Raw genomic sequence first — 20,856 nt, forward strand, 5'->3', positions numbered from 1 at the left:
GCGCCCGCCCCGCCGCCGACGTGGTCACCCCTGCGCTGGTGGCCCGGCTGACCAAGGGCGTCACCGGTTCCGGCCGGACCGCCAACCACACGCCGTTCACCGGCGAGAAGCTGGCCGACCTGCCGGAGTCCACCCCCGAGGACGTGCTGACGGCCTTCGAGGCGGCCCGGGTCGCCCAGGCCGTCTGGGAGCGCACCCCGGTGCGGCAGCGGGCCGCCGTCCTGCTGCGCTTCCACGACCTGCTCCTGGAGCGCCAGGCCGAGGCCCTCGACCTGGTCCAGCTGGAGACCGGCAAGGCCCGGCTGCACGCCCACGAGGAGGTGCTGGCCGTCGCCGTCGCGGCCCGCCACTACGGCCGCAAGGCCCCCTCCTACCTGCGTGCCAAGCGGCACACGGGCGCCGTGCCGACCCTGACGAAGGTCACCGAGCTGCGCCACCCGCGCGGCGTCGTCGGCCAGATCGCCCCCTGGAACTACCCCCTGGAGCTGTCCGTCGGCGACGCCCTTCCCGCCTTCGTCGCGGGCAACGCCGTGGTGATGAAGCCGGACACCGAGACCTGCCTGACCGCCCTGTGGGCCCGCGATCTGCTGATCGAGGCCGGCCTGCCCGAGGGCGTCTTCCAGGTCGTCCTCGGCGACGGGCCCGTGGTGGGGCCCGAGTTGGTGAAGCACGCCGACTACGTCTCCTTCACCGGCTCCACCCGCACCGGCCGCGAGGTCGCCCAGGGGGCCGCCGCCCGGCTGGTCGGCGTCTCCCTCGAACTCGGCGGCAAGAACGCCATGCTGGTGCTCGACGACGCCGACATCGAGAAGGCCGCCGCCGGCGCCGTCCGCGCCTGCTTCTCCTCGGCCGGCCAACTCTGCATCTCCATCGAGCGGTTGTACGTCCACGAGTCGATCGCCGACACCTTCCTGGAGCGCTTCGCCGCCCGCACCAAGGCCATGCGGCTCGGCAACTCCCTCGCCTACGGCGCCGAGATGGGCTCCCTGGTCGGCGAGCGCCAGCTGAAGAACGTCGAACGGCATGTGCGCGAGGCCGTCGAGAAGGGCGCCACGGTGGTCGCGGGCGGTGTCGCCCGGCCCGACATCGGCCCCTTCTTCTACGAGCCCACCATCCTCGACGGCGTCGAGGGCTCCATGGCGGTGTGCGAGGAGGAGACCTTCGGCCCGGTCGTCTCCGTCTACCGCTTCTCGTCCGACGACGAGGCCGTCGAGCGCGCCAACGCCACGCCCTACGGCCTCAACTCCTCCGTCTGGACGACGAATGCCCGCCGCGGCCGGGACATCGCCGCCCGCCTGCGCACCGGCACCGTCAACGTCAACGAGGGCTACGCGCCCGCCTACGGCAGCGTCCAGTCCCCGATGGGCGGCATGAAGGACTCCGGACTCGGCCGCCGCCACGGCTCCGAGGGCATCCTCAAGTACACCGAGGCCCAGACGGTCGCCCAGCAGCGGCTGCTGCCGATGGCGCCGTCGCTGGGCATGACGGACGAGGGCTACGCCCGCTTCATGACCACCAGCCTGCGGCTGCTCAAGGCGTTCCGCTTCCGCTAGGAGACCCCGGTCCCCGCTGAGATCCGTTCCCGACGAGGAGTGCATGTGGCGCAGTCGCAGGAGAAGAACGACGGGTACGACTACGACGTCATCGTGGTCGGGTCGGGGTTCGGCGGGTCCGTGTCGGCCCTGCGCCTGACCGAGAAGGGCTACACGGTGGGCGTCCTGGAGGCCGGCCGCCGCTTCACCCGGGCGTCGCTGCCGAAGAACTCCTGGGACCTGAAGAACTACCTGTGGGCCCCCAAGCTCGGCATGTACGGCATCCAGCGCATCCATCTGCTGGGCAATGTGATGGTGCTGGCCGGCGCGGGCGTCGGCGGCGGTTCGCTCAACTACGCCAACACCCTCTACGTGCCGCCGAAGGCGTTCTTCGACGATCCCCAGTGGAAGGACGTCACCGACTGGCAGGAGGAGCTGCGGCCGTACTACGACCAGGCCCGGCGCATGCTCGGGGTACGGCTCAACCCCACCATGACCCCCTCCGACGTCCATCTGAAGGCGGCGGCCCAGCGGATGGGCGTCGGCGACACCTTCCACCTCGCCCCGGTGGGCGTCTTCTTCGGGGACGGCAAGGACGCGGACGGCACCGCCAAGGCCGCGCCCGGACAGCGGGTGCCCGACCCGTACTTCGGCGGGGCGGGCCCGGAGCGCAACGCCTGCACCGAGTGCGGCGAGTGCATGACCGGCTGCCGGCACGGCGCCAAGAACACCCTGAACGAGAACTACCTCCACCTCGCCCAGAAGGCGGGCGCGGTGGTCCATCCGATGACCACCGTGGTGTCCGTCACCGACGACTCGCGCGGCGGCTACGCGGTGGCCACCCTGCCCACCGACCGGAAGAAGAACGGCGAGGGCCGGGTCTTCACCGCGCGCCGGGTCGTCCTCGCGGCCGGCACCTACGGCACCCAGACCCTGCTGCACCGCATGCGGGCGGGCGGCCAGCTGCCGTACCTGTCGAAGCGGTTGGGCGATCTGACCCGCACCAACTCCGAGGCCCTGGTGGGCGCACAGACCCTCGACCGCCGCTACCGCAAGGTGCACGGCGCGGCGCGGGCCGACTTCACCCGGGGCGTCGCGATCACCTCGTCGATCCACCCGGACGAGAACACCCACATCGAGCCCGTCCGCTACGGCAAGGGCTCCAACGCCATGGGCGGTCTGTCCATCCTCCAGGTGCCGTACGCCGAGGGCTCCTCCCGGGCACTGGCCTGGCTGGCGAACGCGGCCCGGCACCCGATGCTCGTCCTGCGCTCCCTGTCCAACCGGCGCTGGTCGGAGCGGACCATCATCGGCCTGGTGATGCAGTCCCTGGACAACTCGCTGACGACGTACCTGAAGCCCGACGGCGTCGGCAAGGGCCTGCTCACCGCCCGGCAGGGGCACGGCTCGCCCAACCCCAAGCAGATCCGCGCCGCCACCGAGGCCGCCACCGCGCTCGCCGCCGAGATCAACGGCTTCCCGGGCAGCAACGTGGGCGAGCTGATGGGCACCCCGCTCACCGCGCACTTCCTGGGCGGCTGCCCCATCGGCGACTCGGCCGAGACCGGCGTGATCGACCCCTACCACCGGCTGTACGGCCACCCCGGCATCTCGGTCGTGGACGGCGCCGCGGTCTCGGCGAACCTGGGCGTCAACCCCTCGCTGACGATCACCGCACAGGCCGAGCGGGCCATGTCCTTCTGGCCGAACAAGGGTGAGGAGGACCCGCGGCCGGCGCCGGGGGCGGCGTACGAGCGGCTGGCGCCGGTGGAGCCGAGGTCGCCGGCCGTCCCGGCGGATGCCTTCGGCGCGCTGAAGCTGCCGTTCCTCGGGATGCCGACGGTGCCGCCCAAGCCGGAGTAGCCGCCGGTGTGTGACCCGGATCACGGAGGTTTCCGGGGCGGCGACACAACCCTCCCGCGCCGTCGCCGATCAAACCATCTGCCGGATCAAGAAGACGGTAAAGAGGGACCTGCCTTCGGAGGGGGATGCAGGTCCCTCTTCGCGTCCGGTGAGGTGCTGCGCGAGACGCGGGACGTGCGTACCGCCGGCCGGCCCCGGGCGTCCCCGGAGCCGACCGTTTTTCTCTTGGTGACCGGGCTGCTGTCCCCTGCCGTCCGGTCACTTCCCTGGAGCGAGGTCCCACGGCGCACGGCACGACCCGTACGCCTCATCGCCCCAGCGAGCCACGCGTGGTTCTGTCGGGCCCGCCCCTGGCTGGCACGGACATCCCGCTAACGAAGCGGCGCACGGACCGGTCACGCGCCGTACGGGTGAGACGGCCGTCGAACCTGAATCCGATTGTCGGATGTGTCGGTCCGCAGGTGCTCAGACGCGCCCCCGGCACAGCTCCAGCAGGGTCATGGCGAGCGCGGTGCCGGGCCTGCCCAGCGCGTCCCGGTAGCGGGCGAGGATCTCCATCTCGCGGTTGAGGCTGACCCGCCGGCCGCCGGTGGCGATACGGGTCCGCTGGACCACGGCGGAGACCGCCATCCGCTCCTGGACGAGACCGATGATCCGGTCGTCCAGCGCGTCGATCCGCTCCCGGGCGGCGGCGATGGTCGCCTCGGGGGTCGCGGTGGTCTCTTCCGGTGTGGTGGTGCTCATGTCGGGGGCTCCTGATCGTGAAGGCGGAGCCCCGGAACGGCGTGACCCGGGAAAACGACAGGCGCCCCGGGCCTTGTCGGCCCGGGGCGCCTGGGAAGTCGCTCGGCGTTTCGCTAAGCAGCACGACCATGGCAACCGGCGGGCCGGATGCCATAGGTAAAGACGGAGGTCGCGTGCTGAAGCATGCGGCCAGTATGCCACGGCCGGTGCGGTGGTCCCGGCCGCGGCGGCGGCGCTCGGCGGAAGGCTTTCCGGCCGCACCGTTAGACTCGTAGTACAGACCCCCCGCCCGGACCACCAGAAGGCACCCCGTGTCATCAGCGACTCCCACTGCCCCCGACACCGTCCTGGTCGTCGACTTCGGTGCGCAGTACGCCCAGCTCATCGCCCGTCGCGTCCGCGAGGCGCGGGTCTACAGCGAGATCGTGCCGAGCACCATGCCGGTCCGGGAGATTCTCGCCAAGAAGCCCGCGGCGATCATCCTCTCCGGCGGCCCCTCGTCGGTCTACGAGGAGGGCGCGCCCAGCCTCGACCGCGCCATCTTCGAGGCCGGCGTCCCCGTCTTCGGCATGTGCTACGGCTTCCAGCTGATGGCGCGCGCCCTCGGCGGCACCGTCGACAACACCGGCGCCCGTGAGTACGGCCGCACCGATCTGCACGTCTCCAAGACGTCCTCCACCCTCTTCGAGGGCACCCCGGCCGAGCAGCAGGTCTGGATGTCGCACGGCGACGCCTGCTCCGCCGCCCCCGAGGGCTTCACGGTCACCGCGTCCACCGACCTGGTCCCGGTCGCCGCGTTCGAGAACGACGAGAAGAAGCTCTACGGCGTCCAGCACCACCCCGAGGTCATGCACTCCACGCACGGCCAGCAGGTGCTCGAGCACTTCCTGTACCGCGGCGCGGGCCTGGAGCCGACCTGGACCACGGGCAATGTGATCGACGAGCAGGTCGAGGCCATCCGCGAGCTGGTCGGCGACAAGCGCGCGATCTGCGGTCTGTCCGGCGGCGTGGACTCCGCGGTGGCCGCCGCCCTGGTGCAGAAGGCCATCGGCTCCCAGCTGACCTGCGTCTACGTCGACCACGGCCTGATGCGCAAGGGCGAGACCGAGCAGGTCGAGAAGGACTTCGTCGCGGCCACCGGCGTCCAGCTGAAGGTCGTCGACGCCGAGGAGCGCTTCCTGAACGCCCTCGCCGGGGTCAGCGACCCCGAGGAGAAGCGCAAGATCATCGGCCGGGAGTTCATCCGCGTCTTCGAGCAGGCGCAGGCCGAGATCATCGCCGACGAGGGCCCGGCCGTGGAGTTCCTGGTCCAGGGCACCCTCTACCCGGACGTGGTGGAGTCCGGCGGCGGCACCGGCACCGCCAACATCAAGTCGCACCACAACGTCGGCGGTCTGCCCGAGGACCTCGAGTTCAAGCTGATCGAGCCGCTGCGCAAGCTGTTCAAGGACGAGGTCCGCATGGTCGGCCAGGAGCTGGGCCTGCCGGACGAGATCGTCCAGCGCCAGCCGTTCCCGGGCCCCGGCCTCGGCATCCGCATCGTCGGCGAGGTGACCAAGGAGCGTCTGGACCTGCTCCGCGAGGCCGACGCCATCGCCCGCGAGGAGCTGACCGCGGCCGGCCTCGACCGCGACATCTGGCAGTGCCCGGTGGTCCTGCTCGCCGATGTGCGCAGCGTGGGCGTCCAGGGCGACGGCCGCACCTACGGTCACCCGATCGTGCTGCGTCCGGTCTCCTCCGAGGACGCCATGACCGCCGACTGGTCCCGGCTGCCCTACGACGTCCTCGCCCGCATCTCGACCCGCATCACCAACGAGGTCCGGGACGTCAACCGGGTCGTCCTCGACGTCACCTCCAAGCCGCCGGGCACCATCGAGTGGGAGTGATCCCCGGCGGTTCCCAGGGTCTTTCGTTTGGATCAGGCCGGATCAGGGAGCGGGGCCAGATGCGCGTGCCAGGCCCCGCGAGCCCGGTTTGATCCAAAGGAGAGGTCCTAGGTCCGCCGGAGAGTCCGCACCGGCTCTCCGGGCTTCCAGACCTGGACGACCAGATACCGGTCGTCCTCGACAAAGGTCCTCACGACCTCCGTCAACTCGGTGCGGAAGAGGTGGAACGGCTCCGGCGGTTCCACCTCTTTCACATACCCGTCCTTGACAGGCCCCGCACCGACCTCGAACGCCCGGCCGCCGATCCGCACGTCCCCGCCGGCCATCGCGGTGCCCTCGCCCGGATTGGCGTGGAGCGCGAAGCGCGGATCGCGCAGCAGGTCGCGGGCCTTGAGCGAGTCCGGCATCATGCCGAGCCACAGCTCGCCGTCGTGGAACCGCACCTCCAGGCCGGAAAGGCGCGGGGAGCCGTCCTGGCGGACGGTCGCGAGGACGTGGTGCCGGAAGGCGCCGAAGCGCTCCTCGACGGTTCGTGCGAAGGCCGGTTCGGCCGCGGTGAAGTCTGCCCAGTTCATACCGGCCGAGTGTGCCGTCCAATCCCGACATCTTCTGTCGCCCTTCTCATCTGCGCGCCATCTTTACGGAACAGCCCTGCCCTTCTGCACCGGCCGGCGGTACCTTCCGGCCGTACCGCACTCCCAGCGCTGGAGGACCTATGCCCGGGCCCACCCCGCCGCTGCCGCTGCCCACCGACCAGCTGCAGTTCGCCATGCCGCCGATGCACGACTCGGTCGAGGACGAGCGCCGGCACCGCAAGGAACGGCTCGCCGGGGCCCTGCGGATCTTCGGGCGCCAGGGGTTCGAGGACGGCGTCTCGGGCCACATCACCGCCCGCGACCCGGAGTTCACCGACTGCTTCTGGGTCAATCCCTTCGGGATTCCGTTCGGGCACGTCACCGTCAGCGATCTCGTTCTCGCCAACCAGGACGGACAGGTCGTCGAGGGCCGCTACCACGTCAACCAGGCCGCCTTCACCGTGCACGCCCAGGTCCACGCCGCCCGCCCGGACGTCGTCGCCGTCGCCCACTGCCACTCCGTGCACGGCCGCGCCCTCGCCGCGCTCGGCGAACTCATCGACCCCATCACCCAGGAGAGCTGCGCCTTCTACGAGGACGCGGCCCTCTACGACGCCTACACCGGGGTCACCGTCGACGCCGAGGAGGGCCGCCGGATCGCGTCCGCGCTCGGCTCCCGCAAGGCGCTCGTGCTGCGCAACCACGGACTGCTCACCGTCGGCGGCTCCGTGGACGCGGCGGCGTGGTGGTTCCTGTCCCTGGACCGCTCCTGCCAGGTGCAGCTGCTGGCCCGGGCCGCCGGCCGGCCGGTGCTCATCGACCGCGAACTCGCCGCCGCCACCCGCGAACAACTCGGCGGCGACCTGGTCGCCTGGATCAACTACCAGCCCCTCTGGCAGCAGATCACCCGCAGTGAACCGGACCTGCTCGGCTGAGCGGGAGGGCGACAGGGCCAGGGCACGACAGGGCCGGGGCACGACACGGCCAGGGGCCCGACGCCGGTCGTGACGGCATCGGTTGTGACGGCCCGGTTGTGCCGGTGCCGGTCGTGCTGGCACTGGTCATGCTGGTCCGGTCGTGCCGGTGCCGGTCGTGCCACCACCGGTCGTGTCAACACTGTGGACCGTGGTTCACCCGTATGACCCGCCCGGAGGTCTCCGGACGGTTCCGGTAGGGCACAATTCGCTTTCGGCGTTGGGGAGTTGCACGGCGGCGGGACGGCTCATCGAGGGGCCGGCGGTCGTGCCGCGAGGTCGTGGGGAAGGCGGGCGTCGGACGTGGCGGTGCAGGAGGCCAGAGGGGCGGATGCCGAGGGCGTCCACGAGGGCGGCTGCGGCTGCGGGGACTGCCCGCACGGCGCCCGGGAGGGACACCGGCGTGCCGTCGCCGCGTTCCTGCGGCGGCGCGACGAGTTCGCGGCCGGGCAGGGCCTGCCCGCGGGCGTCGCACATTCGGCCTCGGCCTCGCGGCAGTGGGTGTCCGAGGAGCTGACCCAGCGGGCGGAGGCCGTCGCCGAACGCGGCCGAGCCGAGGGCGAGATGTGGCTCGCCCGGCTGTGGCTGCGGACGCTGTGCGTGGTGTGGGGCGCGTTCCTCGCCCTCCTGCTCGGCGAGGCGCTGACCGCGATCGGCGCCGGCTGGACCAGCGCCCGTACCGCCGCTCTGCTCGCCGCCCTCCTGGTGGCCGGCGTGCTGAGTGCCGCCTGCTGGTTCCACCGGGCGCGCGGCGGCGCGCTCGCCCCGGTGATCGGCGAGGACCATCGCATGTCCACCTCCCGTTCCGTCGCCGCCTGCTGGGTGCTGTTCGTCGGCTATGCCGTGCTGCTGCTGGCGGCCCGCCTGGCCGCGGCCTCCCACCACACCGAGCGCGACGCCCTGATCTCGGGCCTGGATCTCGCCCGCGGCGCCGGTGTGGCGACCGTCCTGGCGGTGGTGTGCGGCATCGCCGTCCTGGTCCGCCGGGTGGTGAGCCTGCGCATCCTCGCCCAGCGGCTGCAGAAGGTGCCGGCCCACCGCCCGCGCGCCGCCGACCTGCTCACCGACGACTCCGGCCGGGGCGCCTTCACCGACATCCAGTACGTCGCCGTCAGCGCCGTCGCCCTGGCCTTCGCCGCCGTCCGCCTCGCCCGGCGCCCCGACCAACTGCCCGACCTGCCCTGGGGGCTCGCCGTCGTCGTACTGATCTCGGCCGCCACCTATCTCGCCGGCAAATACGCGGAGGGTGGCCGGCCGGCCATCCTCTCCGTGGTCCGGGCCCGTGAACCCGGCGACCTGGACGGCCCGATCCGCACCGGCGACGACATCGAGATCCGCGGCGCCGGCTTCGTCCCGCCCGGAGCCCAGACCGCCGAACGCCTCTCCCGCATGGTCGTCCGCATCGGCGCCGTCGACGTCCACGTACCGCTCGTCCCGGTCACCGGCGGCTTCCGCAACCCCACCGACACCGTCCTGACCGTCCCCGTGCCGGCCGACGTCGAGCCCGGCTCGCTGGAGGTCCAGGTGGTGACCGCGGCCGGGGTGCCGACCAACCGCTACACCGTCCAGATCACCGAATGAGCGTCCTCCGCACGCGATGCTCCTCTCATACGAAAGCCTGAAATCCCGAAAAATACCCAGAGGGTGATTGAAACGCCGCTCCTTGTCATACGTATGGTCGGGAGAGCATGCGGAGACAGGCAGGGACGGCGGACGAGAGGCGGCTCGGCAGGATGACCGGTATTCGGATGGACACGCGCACCACCCGGCTGAACAGCCCGAACGGCTGGCGGGACACCGCCGCTCACTACGCCCTGCTACCCCTGCGCGTCTTCCTCGGAGTCACCTTCCTCTACGCCGGTCTCGACAAGATCACCGACAGCGCCTTCATGAAGGCCGCCGGCGCCGGCTCGATCGGCGACATCATGCGCGGGGCACGCGACACCACCGCCGTTCCCGCCCTGATCGACCTGGCACTCAAGAGCCCGGTCGGCTTCGGCTACGCCATCGCCCTCGGCGAACTGGCGATCGGCATCGCCACCCTGCTCGGCCTGTTCGGCCGGCTGGCCGCGCTGGGCGGCGCGCTGATCTCGCTGAGCCTGTGGCTGACCATGAGCTGGGCGACGACTCCCTATTACTACGGCAACGACCTCGCCTATCTGATGGCCTGGCTGCCCCTGATCCTGGCCGGTGCCCCCTACCTCTCCCTGGACGCCGTCTGGCGCGCCCGCCATCGACGGCGGTCCCTCGGCTACTTCTAGGACTTCCGGGACCTTCTCGGGCCGGCCCTCTTGGTGGCCCCGGCCTCTTGGCAGCTCCCGCCATTCTGCGATCCCCGCCTCTCGTTGGCCCCGCCTTTCCGCGGCGGTCCCGGCCTCTCGTTGGCCCCGCCTTTCCGCGGCGGTCCCGGCCTCGCGGTGGTCCCGGTCTCGCGGCGGCTCCGCCCTTCTGCGGTCCCGGTCCTTCTGTGGTCTCAACCCTTCTGTGGCCCTGCCCCTTCGGTGGTCACCACCTTCGAGGTGACCGTTGTCGGGTGCCCTCAGGACCCGGGCCGTCGTGCGTCACCCACCTCTCCGGACGGCCCCCTAGTCCGTCTCGGCCCCGCGCCGTCCGCGTATCGCCCGGACGACGACGGTCGTGGCCCCGCCCAGGCACAGACCTCCCCCCACCAGCGGGACGATCGCAACCCAGGGGGTCCGCCACAGCCCGTTCGCGTCCCCGGCGAACGCCACCCCGGCGGCGATGAGGAACAGTCCGGCGACCAGCTTTCCGGGCCGGAACTCATGGCGCAGCACGGTCCACCTCCACCTCTCCCGCCCCGACCTGGAGCGAGAGGTCCAGGGTGCCGCCGTCCTCGCCGCCCTTGGCGGGTGGCAGCGTCACCGCCCTGTGCCGATCCGGCTGCACGTCCAGGTCCCTTCCGCTCTGCCCGGGCAACTTGATGTCGCCCACTCCCACCTCGATGTTCATCCGCACGGTCGCGTCGGCCGGCACGATCACCTTCAGCCGGCCCGCGCCGATGTGCACGTCCGTGGCGACGGTCTGCCCCTTGGCCAGGCGTATCCGGGTCAGGTCCAAGGTGCCCCGGCCGGTGCCCAGTTCGTACCCCGGCCGGACCTGCGCCGCCGAGGTGGGTGTCCAGGAGGTCACCCGCCAGTGCGTGGTGATGTCTTCGGGCATCGCAGCCGCCCCCGCGAGCAGCACCGCCGTGATGACCGCCAGGAACACCGTCCCGGCGCCCGTGCGCCCCAGCAGGGCGCTGACCGCGATGCCCAGGCCGAAGACGGCCAGCGCACAGGCGAGCCCGGTCTGCAGGCTGTCGCCCAGCGTGCGGGTGTTCCAGGTCAGCCCGGTACCCAGGCCGCCCGCCAGCAGCGCCAGCAGGAACACCGGGCCGCCGATCCAGCGCGGCCCGCGCCGCTTCGGGGGCGCGGGGCGCGGTGGTTGCGCGGCGCCGGGGTGGGTCCAGGGGGTGGCGATGCCGACATCGACGGCGGACAGGAGGTCCCCGCCCCGGACGTGGGCGTCGCCCGGGCCCCACAGATAGCCGGTGCCGCCGACATGGCTGCCGTCCTTGACGATCGGGTCGCGCCACCAGGAGGGGTAGGCGGTGACGACCGGCGGGGCCTGGGCCTCCGGCGGGGCGTCGGCTGCGGCCTGCGCGGCCAGCGGGTCGGGGTCGGGGGCACCACGGTGCCGCGACCAGTACCCGGCGCCGGCGAGCAGCAGCGAGAGCACCGCCGCGAAGGCCAGCGTCCCGGTGTTCTGGAGCATGGTCAGGAAGACTCCGCAGCCGATCAGGGCGAACAGCACGGCGGCCAGCGCCTGGCCGTCGACCCGGCCGGTCAGCAGCTTGCGGACCTCGTTCTCCTCCTCGTCGTCGTACGGCACCAGCAGCCAGACGAAGCCGTAGAAGATGAGGCCGAAGCCACCGGTCGCGGACAGGACGGCCAGGGTGATCCGGAAGATCACTGGGTCCATGTCGGTCTGCCGAGCGAGTCCCGCGCACACCCCCGCGATCAGCTTGTGCCGGCGCTCGCGCCGGAAGGGCGCGGGGTTGCCGGGGGAGTCGGGGGAGCCAGCCGGCTGTACCGGCGGCTCGTATCGCCCTCGCCTCCCGCTCTCGGTGCTCCCCGATTTCTCGGAGCTCTCCGAGTTCCTCGTTCTTTCCGCTCTGTTCGCGGTGTTCGCGCTGTGTTCGCTGCCCGTGCTGTCCGTACTGTCCGGGCTGTCCGGGCTGTGCTTGTCTTCCACGCGAGGGGCGGTGCCGCGGTCGGCCGCGCCCGTTTCCTGTGTCGCGGCGGGCGCGGCATCCGTCGGCCCGGTGCCCGGGGCCGGGCGCGGGCCGGGGCCGGGTCCCGGACCCGTCGCGGCATGCTCGTGATCCGTCATGCGTCCATGGTGACGGCCGCAGCACCGCGACGGCAGTCGGGACGACCCTGGGCGAACCCTGAAATCGGCCCTGAGACGGGCCGGGGAAGCGTTCGAGCGGCGCGGACCGGCCGGAACCGGCACGGAACAGGCGCGGAACCAGGCCGCCCCGACCCGGCCCCGAGGAAGATCAGGGGCGTCTCGGGGGCCGACCCTGATGCCCCGGCCGTGCCGCCCGTGTGACCATCGATGCCATGCCGGAAGCCGCAAGCACGCCCCTCGACGACCCGCGGCCGCCGCGCAAGCTCTACCGCAGCGGCGACGGACGCTGGCTCGGCGGAGTGGCGCGGGGCCTCGCCGGGCATCTCGGGCTGCCCGTCGTCTGGGTCCGGCTCGCGTTCGTCGGCCTGTTCATGGCCAACGGACTGGGCGCGCTGCTGTACGCGGCGTTCTGGTTCTTCGTCCCGCTCGGCGTCGGTGGCGTCGGCGGGCACCGGCCGTCCCCGGTCGGCACCGAGACCACACCCGGCGGTCGCCGAAGACTCGTCGCCCGCAAGCCGGACCGCGGCCAGATCGTCGCGCTGCTCCTCATGGTCATCGTGTCCATGGTCTTCGTCAGCAGCGTCGACCTGACCAGCACGGCCAAGGCGTATCTGGTGCCCGCCGTGCTCGTCGCGGCCGGTGTCGCCCTCGTCTGGCGCCAGGCGGACAACGCCCGCCGGGCGCGCTGGGTCGAGGTCGGCCGGCGCCGCCGCACCCTGACCCTGGTGCGCGCGGCCGCCGGTGTCCTGCTCGTGACGGCCGGCGTCTCGGCGATCTTCGTCCTCCAGGGTTCGGCCGCCCACCTCGGCGCCGTGCTCCAGGCCGCGCTCGCCGTCCTCGTCGGCATCACCCTGCTCGCCGGTCCCTATCTGATCCGGGTGACGCAGGACCTGTCCGAGGAGCGGTTGATGCGCATCCGCGCCCAGGAGCGCGCGGAGGTCGCCGCGCACGTCCACGACTCGGTGCTGCACACCCTGACCCTGATCCAGCGCAACGCCGACAACCCGGGCGAGGTCCGCCGCCTCGCCCGCGCCCAGGAGCGCGACCTGCGCACCTGGCTGTACAAGCCGGAGGGCACCGGCAAGGACGAGGCGGACGAGCCGGACACGGTCGCCGAGGCGGTGCGGCGCAACGCCGCCGAGGTCGAGGACAAACACGGGGTGCCGATCGAGGTCGTGGTCGTCGGTGACTGCCCGCTGGAGGAGAGGACGGGGGCACAGATGCAGGCCGCGCGCGAAGCGATGGTGAACGCCGCCAAGTACGGTGGCGAGGGCGGCGCCGTGCAGGTCTACGCCGAGGTCGAGGACAGGACGGTGTTCGTGTCCGTGCGCGACCGCGGTCCGGGCTTCGACCTCGACTCGATACCCGCCGACCGGATGGGCGTCAGAGAATCGATCATCGGCCGCATGGAGCGTAACGGCGGCACGGCCCGGCTGCGGGCGGTGCCGGGTGGCGGCACGGAGGTCGAGCTGGAGATGGAGAGGGCGGAGAAGACGGCATGAGCGACGCGACCGAGGCGAACGGCACGGCGGGGGCGGCGGAGGTGGCCGAGGCCGGCGGGCTCGCCGACGGCGGTGCGAGCGGGCGGCACGTCCGGGTGGTGCTGGTGGACGACCACCGGATGTTCCGCACCGGCGTCCAGGCCGAGATCGGGCGGACCGCCGAGACCGGCGTCGAGGTGGTGGGTGAGGCCGCGGACGTCGATCAGGCGGTCACGGTCATCACCGCGACCCGGCCCGAGGTGGTCCTCCTCGACGTCCATCTGCCGGGTGGCGGCGGCGTCGAGGTGCTGCGCAGGTGCGCCGGTCTGATGGCGGACGCCGAGCAGCCGGTGCGCTTCCTCGCGCTGTCCGTGTCGGACGCCGCGGAGGATGTGATCGGGGTGATCCGCGGCGGTGCCCGCGGCTACGTCACCAAGACCATCACCGGCACCGACCTGGTGGACTCGATCTTCCGCGTCCAGGAAGGGGACGCGGTCTTCTCGCCGCGGCTGGCCGGATTCGTCCTGGACGCCTTCGCCTCCACCGACGCCCCGCCCGTCGACGAGGACCTGGACCGCCTCACCCAGCGCGAGCGGGAGGTGCTGCGCCTGATCGCCCGGGGGTACGCGTACAAGGAGATCGCCAAGCAGCTGTTCATCTCGGTGAAGACGGTCGAGTCCCATGTCTCGGCGGTCCTGCGCAAGCTCCAGCTGTCCAACCGTCATGAGCTGACCCGCTGGGCGACCGCGCGCCGCCTGGTCTGACCCCGGGGCCGGTTCACGGCACGGCGGGCCGCGCTCACACCACCCGGGTCGCCCCCGCGAACGGCATCTGGTCGATCGGCGCCACGCGCACCGGGGCCGAGGGGTTCGGGGCGTGGATCATCCGGCCGTCACCGATGTAGAGGCCGACATGGCTGACACCGGAGTAGAAGAACACCAGGTCGCCGGGGCGCAGTTCGGAGCGGGAGACGCGCCGGCCCGCGTCGATCTGCGCGTAGGAGGTGCGGGGGAGGGACACCCCGGCGGAGCGGTAGGCGGCCTGGACCAGGCCCGAGCAGTCGAAGGCGTGGGGGCCGGTCGCGCCCCACACATAGGGGCTGCCGAGCTTGGCGAAGGCATAGGCCACGGCCGCCGCCACGCGGGAGTCGGGGGCGGCGACGGCACCGGCCCGCTCCAGCGCCTGCCGGGCGTCGTTGGCCGAGCGGGACGCGCGCTCCGGGACACCGGTGCCGTCGGCGCCGGCGACCTGGCCGCGTTCGCTCGGCGTGAGTTCGGCCAACAGCCGCCGGGCCTCGGCCAGTTTGCGGGTGACGGTCCTCTTCTGCCGTCGTAGCTCGGCCTGGTGGGACCGCAGTGACGTCAGCTCCACACGGGCGGCTCCGCGCAACCGCTCGATCTCCGCCAGCTGTTGCCGTACCCGGGACACGGTGGCGGCCTGCCGTTCCCCGGCGCGTTCGGCGAGCGCGGCGTCGTCCAGATACCGGTCGGGGTCGCCGGACAGAGCGAGCTGCCAGGTGGGGGCGATGTCGCCGGAGCGGTACTGCGCGGCCGCGAACGAACCGAGCGCGTCCCGGGCGGCGTCGAGGCTCTGCTCCTTGCGGGCGGCCTCGTCCCGCAGCGAGTTGAGCCGGTGCTCGCCCGCCTCCGCCGCGTCCTTGGCGCCGTCGTATTTCTGCGTGGCGGTCTCGGCCTCCCGGTACAGCGTGTCCACCCTGGCCTTCACCTGGGCCGGGGTCGGCCCAGGCGCGGCCTGTCCGGTGCCGTCGAAGCCCGTCGTGGTGGCCGCCCCCGCCAGCGCGAGGACGGCGGCCGCCCGGGTCGTGGGTCCGCCGAGCGGGTGCTGCCGTGGCCTGCGGTGCGCTGCCACCTGTGCCGTCACGTCCTTCCGTACGACTCGTGTCCCCCGGCGGTGGAGCCGGGTGTCTGAGAGGAGGACGCTAGAGCGGACGGTGACGAGTTGGTGACACGCTGTGCGGAACTGGCTCCGAGGGGGCGCTTCATGACCGCATGTGACCGCATGAAGGCACCCCCGTCGCCCCCTTCACGGAGCGTGGTGATCGAAGTGTGGAAAGCGAGGGACGCGGGAGTGGCGGGGTGCTATGGGGCGTATTCGTACGGGATTCGCCCTCGGGTGGGGGCGGTGGCGGGAGGCCTCGGGGCGCTGGTTAGGCTCCGGCCCCATGGACGTACTCATCCATCTCTTCGTCGGCCTGCACATCATCGGCATCGCCGCGCTGCTCGGCGGTTTCCTCACCCAGATGAAGGCGATGGGCCAGGGCACGGCCCGGTTCGTGCCCGGGATGCTGCACGGCGCGCTGACCATGCTGGTCACCGGTGTGGCGCTGGTCGGCCTCAATCAGGCGCAGGGCGCCCAGATCAACACCGTCAAGATCGGTGTGAAGCTGGCGCTGCTGATCGTGATCCTCGGTCTGGTCTACGTCAAGCGTGACGAGGAGCGGGTCGACAAGGCACAGTTCGGGCTCGTCGGCGCGCTCACCGCGACCAACATCTTCATCGCCGTGCTCTGGACCTGACACTCAGCGCTCCCCGGCCGCCCCGGCGCGGGTCGTGCGCACCGCGTCGGCGACCGCACCGGCGGCCACCGGCAGCCACACCGCCACCGCCACCCACTCCAGCACGCGCCCCGGCCTCCTGAGCCACGGGACGCCCACGGAGGTCGCGACGGACAGGGGCGCCGCAGCCGTCATCCCCAGCGGGAAGACCGTCGCCCAGCGGCACTCGGCGTAGCCGAACCGGGGCCGGACGGCCTCGGCGACCACCAGCACCGCATACGCCGCCAGGCACCGGACGAGCACGACGACCGTCGTCAGGTGTCTCCGGCGGCGAGCAGGCCCGCCCCGGCCGGCGTCGAGATGGCGAGCGCGCCGCCCGGGGCCCAGGGTCACCGGCCCCCTCCACGCCAGCGCTGTCGGGGAGAGGGTCTCGTCGCCGGTGAGATGCAGGTCCGTCGGCAGGATCCCGGTCGCCGTCACGGCGGCTCCGGCGGCCGGCGACCGGCCTGCCCACCACGCGCGCAGACCTGGGTTGCCGGGCATGCGTACGATGCCAGCCAGGGGCCCGGGCCGGGCGAAGCACGCGCGCGGGGAGGCGGAACACCCTTCCGTGTCCGTCCCGACGGCACGGCACTGTGACCCGCGCCTCACCCCGAAGCCACCCGCGCCTCACCGCGGAGCGCCACGCCTCACCGGAACCGGACGCCCCCGCCCCTCGGCGGCGCGCGGGCCGTCCGCCCGATCATCCGCTTCACCGCCGGATTCCGGAGACCGGAACCGGTTGTCGGTGGGGCGCCCTAGACTCGGAGAGCGATGAGCAGCCTCTTTGACGACAGCTTCCTGGCGGACCTCCAGCCCCCGCGCGGGCACGACGAGGAACCCCCGCCGCCGCCCGAGGACGATCACGCTCCGGAGCCCCTTCCGGACGATCTGTTCGGCGGGAAGTTCGACATGCCGCCGGACCGGGACACCCACTACCGCGACGGCGCCCCGCGGCCCCCGCTCGACCCGGCGGCCCTGCTGGAGGGGCTGAACGACAACCAGCGCGCCGCGGTCGTGCACGCAGGCTCCCCGCTGCTCATCGTCGCCGGCGCCGGCTCCGGCAAGACCCGCGTGCTCACCCACCGCATCGCCCACCTGCTCGCCGAGCGCGGGGTGCACCCCGGCCAGATCCTCGCGATCACCTTCACCAACAAGGCCGCGGGCGAGATGAAGGAGCGCGTCGAGCAGCTCGTCGGGCCGCGCGCGAACGCCATGTGGGTGATGACCTTCCACAGCGCGTGCGTGCGCATCCTGCGCCGGGAGAGCAAGAAACTCGGCTTCACGTCGTCGTTCTCGATCTACGACGCCGCCGACAGCAAGCGGCTGATGGCCCTGGTCTGCCGTGACCTGGACCTCGACCCCAAGCGCTTCCCGCCCAAGTCCTTCAGCGCCAAGATCAGCAACCTGAAGAACGAGCTGATCGACGAGGAGGACTTCGCCGCCCAGGCCGCCGACGGTTTCGAGAAGACCCTCGCCCAGGCCTACGCGCTCTACCAGTCGCGGCTGCGCGAGGCCAACGCGCTCGACTTCGACGACCTGATCATGACGACGGTCAACCTGCTGCGCGCCTTCCCGGACGTCGCCGAGCACTACCGCCGCCGCTTCCGGCACGTCCTGGTGGACGAGTACCAGGACACCAACCACGCCCAGTACGCCCTGGTCCGCGAGCTGGTCGGCACCGGCGCCCACGACGAGGACGTACCGCCCGGCGAGCACGAGACCCCGCCCGCCGAGCTGTGCGTGGTGGGTGACGCGGACCAGTCGATCTACGCCTTCCGCGGTGCGACGATCCGCAACATCCTCCAGTTCGAGGAGGACTACCCGGACGCGACGACGATCCTGCTGGAGCAGAACTACCGCTCCACGCAGACCATCCTGTCCGCCGCCAACGCGGTCATCGAGCGCAACGAGTCCCGCCGGCCGAAGAACCTGTGGACCAACGCGGGCCAGGGCGCGCGGATCACCGGTTACGTCGCCGACACCGAGCACGACGAGGCGCAGTTCGTCGCCGACGAGATAGACCGGCTCACCGACGCGGGCGAGGCGCGCGCCGGAGACGTCGCCGTCTTCTACCGCACCAACGCCCAGTCCCGTGTCTTCGAAGAGGTCTTCATCCGCGTCGGCCTGCCCTACAAGGTCGTCGGCGGCGTCCGCTTCTACGAGCGCAAGGAGGTCCGGGACGTCCTCGCCTACCTGCGCGTTCTCGCCAACCCCGAGGACTCGGTGCCGCTGCGCCGCATCCTCAACGTCCCCAAGCGGGGCATCGGCGAACGCGCGGAGGCGATGATCGACGCCCTCGCCCAGCGCGAGAAGATCAGCTTCCCGCAGGCGCTCAAGCGGGTGGACGAGGCGTACGGCATGGCCGCCCGTTCCACCAACGCCGTCAAGCGCTTCAACACGCTGATGGAGGACCTGCGAACCATCGTGGAATCCGGCGCCGGACCGGCCACCGTCCTGGAGGCCATACTCGAACGCACCGGCTACCTGGCGGAGTTGCAGAACTCGACCGACCCGCAGGACGAGACCCGCATCGAGAACCTCCAGGAACTCGCGGCCGTCGCCCTGGAGTTCGAGCAGGAGCGCGGCGAGGGCGAAGCGGCGCCGGGCGCCCCCGCCCCGGGCGGCACGCTGGCCGACTTCCTGGAGCAGGTCGCCCTGGTCGCCGACTCCGACCAGATCCCCGACGAGGAGGACGGCGACGGCGTCATCACCCTGATGACCCTGCACACCGCCAAGGGCCTGGAGTTCCCGGTCGTCTTCCTGACCGGCATGGAGGACGGCGTCTTCCCGCACATGCGCGCCCTCGGCCAGGTCAAGGAGCTGGAGGAGGAACGGCGGCTGGCCTACGTGGGCATCACCCGTGCGCGGGAGCGGCTGTACCTGACGCGGTCCGCGATGCGCAGTGCCTGGGGGCAGCCGTCGTACAACCCGCCCTCCCGCTTCCTGGAGGAGATCCCCGCCACCCACGTGGACTGGAAGCGCACGGGCGCGACGGCGCCGCTGTCCTCCGGGCCGGTGTCCGGGGTCGCGGCCTCGCTGTCCTCGTCGCGTTCGCGTTCCTCGGCATCGGGCGCGTCCGGCTTCGCCACGCGGCGGACCACGGAGAAGCCGGTGGTCGCGCTGTCCGTCGGGGACCGGGTGACGCACGACCAGTTCGGCCTCGGCACCGTCGTCGGAGTCAAGGGCACGGGCGCCAACGCGGAGGCCACGATCGACTTCGGCGACACCAAGCCGAAGCGGCTGCTGCTGCGGTACGCGCCGGTGGAGAAGCTGTAGCACGGAGGAGGCCCTCGCCGAACGGCGAGGGCCTCACTGCTCGGCTGGCACTGCTCAGGTCGGGTCGAGACCGTGGCTCCGCAGCCAGGGCAGCGGATCGATCGCCGCGCCGCCCGCGGGCCGTACCTCGAAGTGCAGATGCGGACCGGTGGAGTTGCCGGAGTTGCCGGAGTAGGCGATCGGCTCGCCGGCCTTGACGGTCGTACCGGGGGAGACGCGGTAGCTGGACAGGTGGCAGTACCAGGTCTCCGTGCCGTCCTTCGCGGTCAGGATCATCATGTTGCCGTAGGCGCTGTTCCACTTGGTGGAGACGGTGCCGTCGGTCGCCGCCATCACCGTGGTGCCGTAGGAGACCGGGAAGTCGATGCCGGTGTGCACGGACATCCAGTTGACGCCGGCCTGCCCGAAGTAGGCGCTCAGCCCCCGCTGGACGACCGGCAGCGCGAACTTGGGGCGCAGCCGCTCCTTCAGCGCGGCCTCCGCGGCCGCCTTCTTCTTCTCCAGCTCCTGCTGCGCCTTGAGATCGATCCGCTCCTGGGTGCGGCTCGCCCGGTCGGCGAAGTCGTCGGCACCGGCCGACAGCGTCCTGAGCTGGCTGTCCAGCTTGCTGTTGGCGACCGACGGCTGGACCGCGTGCGCGTCCGAGGCGCTGGCGGTGGTCTCCGTGCCGCCGCCGTCGTGCAGGGCGTTGACGGAGGCCGCGGCGATCCCGGCGACGCCCACCACGCAGACCGAGGGAACGGCGACGGTCAGCAGCGCGGAGCGCTTGGCGGGCGTACGACGTCGGGAGCGCGCCCCGGCTCGCGAGCCGGCGCGCCCCACCGGAGGCGGTGCGGACTCCTCCCGCTGCTCCAACGGGTCGGGCCCGGTGGCCGGTTCCCCGGCGACGGCCAGGTCGTCGAGCCCCTCGAAGGTCGCGGTCTCCTGCTGGTCGAACGGCACGGCGTCCTGGCCGGCGTCCGTGGGCGCGGCCGGTTCGGCGGGGTTCCACTGCGTGGCATCGTAGGCGCCGGTGTCGAAGGCCTGGGCGCCCCACTCCCACTGCTGGGTGGCGTCGGCGCCGCCCTGGCCGGGGTGCAGCCAGGCGTTCGCGTCCCACTGGCCGCTCACCTCGTTGCCGGTGGCCTGCGCGGGGAACGTCCAGGCGGTGGTGTCGTAGCCGCCGGTGTCGTAGCCGGTCTGGTGCGGGGCCGGGTAGGCGCCGTAGGCGTGGGTCTGGCCCGTGTCGAGGCCGGACTGCCATGGTTCGGTGGCATATTCACCCGTGGCGTGGTGGTCCCCCGGCGCACCGCCGAGGAGCGGGTCGCCGTGGAAGGCCGGCGCGGGGACGGAACCACTGGTGAAGCCGGTGGCGTCGTAGCCGGAGTACGTGGTGAAGTCGCCGTAGGTGGCTTCCGGGATGCCGTACGACGCGGGGGGTGCAGCGGAGGCGTCGGAAGCCGGGGCCGGGGCGGGCATGGTCCCCGACGGGTGACGGTCGTTCACCAACTTCTCTTTCGCCTCGACAACAGGGGCTGCCAGAGCAGTGCGGCGACTGTACCCGGCGGTCTGCGGG

At 72.2% G+C, this 20,856-nt stretch carries 17 protein-coding genes; 10 read left to right on the forward strand and 7 right to left on the reverse strand.

The features are described from left to right. On the forward strand, nt 1-1,553 hold a 1,553-nt coding region (locus FRZ03_RS03335; protein ID WP_146463647.1), incomplete at its 5' end, for a succinic semialdehyde dehydrogenase. 45 nt (nt 1,554-1,598) lie between these two features. Further along, nucleotides 1,599-3,395, forward strand: coding sequence for a GMC family oxidoreductase N-terminal domain-containing protein (locus FRZ03_RS03340; RefSeq protein WP_146463631.1), 1,797 nt, complete (start codon nt 1,599-1,601; stop codon nt 3,393-3,395). 465 nt (nt 3,396-3,860) lie between these two features. Here FRZ03_RS03340 and FRZ03_RS03345 read toward each other — a convergent pair whose 3' ends face one another. Further along, nucleotides 3,861-4,139 (reverse strand): chorismate mutase, encoded by a 279-nt coding sequence (locus tag FRZ03_RS03345; protein ID WP_146463632.1) that lies wholly within the window; start codon nt 4,137-4,139, stop codon nt 3,861-3,863. Nucleotides 4,140-4,450: 311 nt separating this feature from the next. On the opposite strand from FRZ03_RS03345, the gene guaA reads away from it, so the two are divergent. After that, nucleotides 4,451-6,025, forward strand: coding sequence for a glutamine-hydrolyzing GMP synthase (guaA, locus tag FRZ03_RS03350; RefSeq protein WP_146463633.1), 1,575 nt, complete (start codon nt 4,451-4,453; stop codon nt 6,023-6,025). 107 nt (nt 6,026-6,132) lie between these two features. On the opposite strand, the gene FRZ03_RS03355 is transcribed toward guaA, so the two are convergent. Continuing rightward, the gene (locus tag FRZ03_RS03355) at nt 6,133-6,600 is read right to left on the reverse strand and encodes a pyridoxamine 5'-phosphate oxidase family protein (RefSeq protein WP_146463634.1); all 468 of its coding nucleotides are present in this window, start codon (nt 6,598-6,600) and stop codon (nt 6,133-6,135) included. Nucleotides 6,601-6,740: 140 nt separating this feature from the next. Between FRZ03_RS03355 and FRZ03_RS03360 the strand changes: the two genes are divergently transcribed. The 3 genes from FRZ03_RS03360 to FRZ03_RS03370 all read left to right on the forward strand — a co-directional run bounded on the left by FRZ03_RS03360 (nt 6,741) and on the right by FRZ03_RS03370 (nt 9,835). Continuing rightward, nucleotides 6,741-7,535, forward strand: a complete 795-nt coding sequence (locus tag FRZ03_RS03360) for a class II aldolase/adducin family protein (protein ID WP_146463635.1) — start codon at nt 6,741-6,743, stop codon at nt 7,533-7,535. A 342-nt stretch (nt 7,536-7,877) separates the two neighbouring features. Beyond that, nucleotides 7,878-9,155, forward strand: coding sequence for a hypothetical protein (locus FRZ03_RS03365; RefSeq protein WP_146463636.1), 1,278 nt, complete (start codon nt 7,878-7,880; stop codon nt 9,153-9,155). A gap of 167 nt (nt 9,156-9,322) precedes the next feature. Continuing rightward, nucleotides 9,323-9,835: a DoxX family protein gene (locus FRZ03_RS03370; RefSeq protein ID WP_146463637.1), complete on the forward strand. Its 513-nt coding sequence runs from the start codon at nt 9,323-9,325 to the stop codon at nt 9,833-9,835. Between the two features lie 324 nt (nt 9,836-10,159). On the opposite strand, the gene FRZ03_RS03375 is transcribed toward FRZ03_RS03370, so the two are convergent. Together FRZ03_RS03375 and FRZ03_RS03380 are read right to left on the reverse strand one after the other, a co-directional pair. After that, complete coding sequence (locus FRZ03_RS03375) at nt 10,160-10,369, reverse strand: hypothetical protein (RefSeq protein WP_146463638.1); 210 nt, start codon at nt 10,367-10,369, stop codon at nt 10,160-10,162. Continuing rightward, nucleotides 10,356-11,966: a PspC domain-containing protein gene (locus FRZ03_RS03380; RefSeq protein WP_146463639.1), complete on the reverse strand. Its 1,611-nt coding sequence runs from the start codon at nt 11,964-11,966 to the stop codon at nt 10,356-10,358. The genes FRZ03_RS03375 and FRZ03_RS03380 overlap by 14 nt, the downstream gene beginning before the upstream one ends. A 233-nt stretch (nt 11,967-12,199) precedes the next feature. On the opposite strand from FRZ03_RS03380, the gene FRZ03_RS03385 reads away from it, so the two are divergent. Next, nucleotides 12,200-13,489, forward strand: coding sequence for an ATP-binding protein (locus FRZ03_RS03385; protein WP_146463640.1), 1,290 nt, complete (start codon nt 12,200-12,202; stop codon nt 13,487-13,489). After that, nucleotides 13,486-14,232 (forward strand): LuxR C-terminal-related transcriptional regulator, encoded by a 747-nt coding sequence (locus tag FRZ03_RS03390; RefSeq protein WP_146463641.1) that lies wholly within the window; start codon nt 13,486-13,488, stop codon nt 14,230-14,232. Before FRZ03_RS03385 ends, FRZ03_RS03390 begins: the two co-directional genes overlap by 4 nt. A 34-nt stretch (nt 14,233-14,266) precedes the next feature. On the opposite strand, the gene FRZ03_RS03395 is transcribed toward FRZ03_RS03390, so the two are convergent. After that, nucleotides 14,267-15,337, reverse strand: coding sequence for a C40 family peptidase (locus tag FRZ03_RS03395; RefSeq protein WP_146463648.1), 1,071 nt, complete (start codon nt 15,335-15,337; stop codon nt 14,267-14,269). 313 nt (nt 15,338-15,650) lie between these two features. On the opposite strand from FRZ03_RS03395, the gene FRZ03_RS03400 reads away from it, so the two are divergent. After that, nucleotides 15,651-16,004, forward strand: coding sequence for a hypothetical protein (locus FRZ03_RS03400; protein WP_070026252.1), 354 nt, complete (start codon nt 15,651-15,653; stop codon nt 16,002-16,004). A gap of 3 nt (nt 16,005-16,007) precedes the next feature. Here the strand turns inward: FRZ03_RS03400 and FRZ03_RS03405 are convergent, their stop codons facing one another. Beyond that, entirely contained in the window at nt 16,008-16,463 is a 456-nt protein-coding gene (locus FRZ03_RS03405) for a TDT family transporter (RefSeq protein ID WP_315902618.1), read from the reverse strand. 333 nt (nt 16,464-16,796) lie between these two features. On the opposite strand from FRZ03_RS03405, the gene pcrA reads away from it, so the two are divergent. Further along, nucleotides 16,797-19,301 (forward strand): DNA helicase PcrA, encoded by a 2,505-nt coding sequence (pcrA, locus tag FRZ03_RS03410; protein ID WP_146463642.1) that lies wholly within the window; start codon nt 16,797-16,799, stop codon nt 19,299-19,301. 54 nt (nt 19,302-19,355) lie between these two features. Here pcrA and FRZ03_RS03415 read toward each other — a convergent pair whose 3' ends face one another. Further along, nucleotides 19,356-20,786, reverse strand: a complete 1,431-nt coding sequence (locus FRZ03_RS03415) for a M23 family metallopeptidase (protein ID WP_146463643.1) — start codon at nt 20,784-20,786, stop codon at nt 19,356-19,358. Between the last annotated feature and the right edge of the window lie 70 nt (nt 20,787-20,856).

The sequence above is a fragment of the Streptomyces misionensis genome, from assembly GCF_007896895.1.
GTDB classification, from domain to species: domain Bacteria; phylum Actinomycetota; class Actinomycetes; order Streptomycetales; family Streptomycetaceae; genus Streptomyces; species Streptomyces misionensis_A.

Excerpts from the sequence above, each read along its gene's own strand:
- FRZ03_RS03370 (WP_146463637.1), top strand. The coding sequence starts at position 9,323 with ATGGACACGCGCACCACCCGGCTGAACAGCCCGAACGGCTGGCGGGAC.
- FRZ03_RS03380 (WP_146463639.1), bottom strand. The coding sequence starts at position 11,966 with ATGACGGATCACGAGCATGCCGCGACGGGTCCGGGACCCGGCCCCGGC.
- FRZ03_RS03345 (WP_146463632.1), bottom strand. The coding sequence starts at position 4,139 with ATGAGCACCACCACACCGGAAGAGACCACCGCGACCCCCGAGGCGACC.
- FRZ03_RS03385 (WP_146463640.1), top strand. The coding sequence starts at position 12,200 with ATGCCGGAAGCCGCAAGCACGCCCCTCGACGACCCGCGGCCGCCGCGC.
- FRZ03_RS03390 (WP_146463641.1), top strand. The coding sequence starts at position 13,486 with ATGAGCGACGCGACCGAGGCGAACGGCACGGCGGGGGCGGCGGAGGTG.
- FRZ03_RS03355 (WP_146463634.1), bottom strand. The coding sequence starts at position 6,600 with ATGAACTGGGCAGACTTCACCGCGGCCGAACCGGCCTTCGCACGAACC.
- pcrA (WP_146463642.1), top strand. The coding sequence starts at position 16,797 with ATGAGCAGCCTCTTTGACGACAGCTTCCTGGCGGACCTCCAGCCCCCG.
- FRZ03_RS03360 (WP_146463635.1), top strand. The coding sequence starts at position 6,741 with ATGCCCGGGCCCACCCCGCCGCTGCCGCTGCCCACCGACCAGCTGCAG.
- FRZ03_RS03400 (WP_070026252.1), top strand. The coding sequence starts at position 15,651 with ATGGACGTACTCATCCATCTCTTCGTCGGCCTGCACATCATCGGCATC.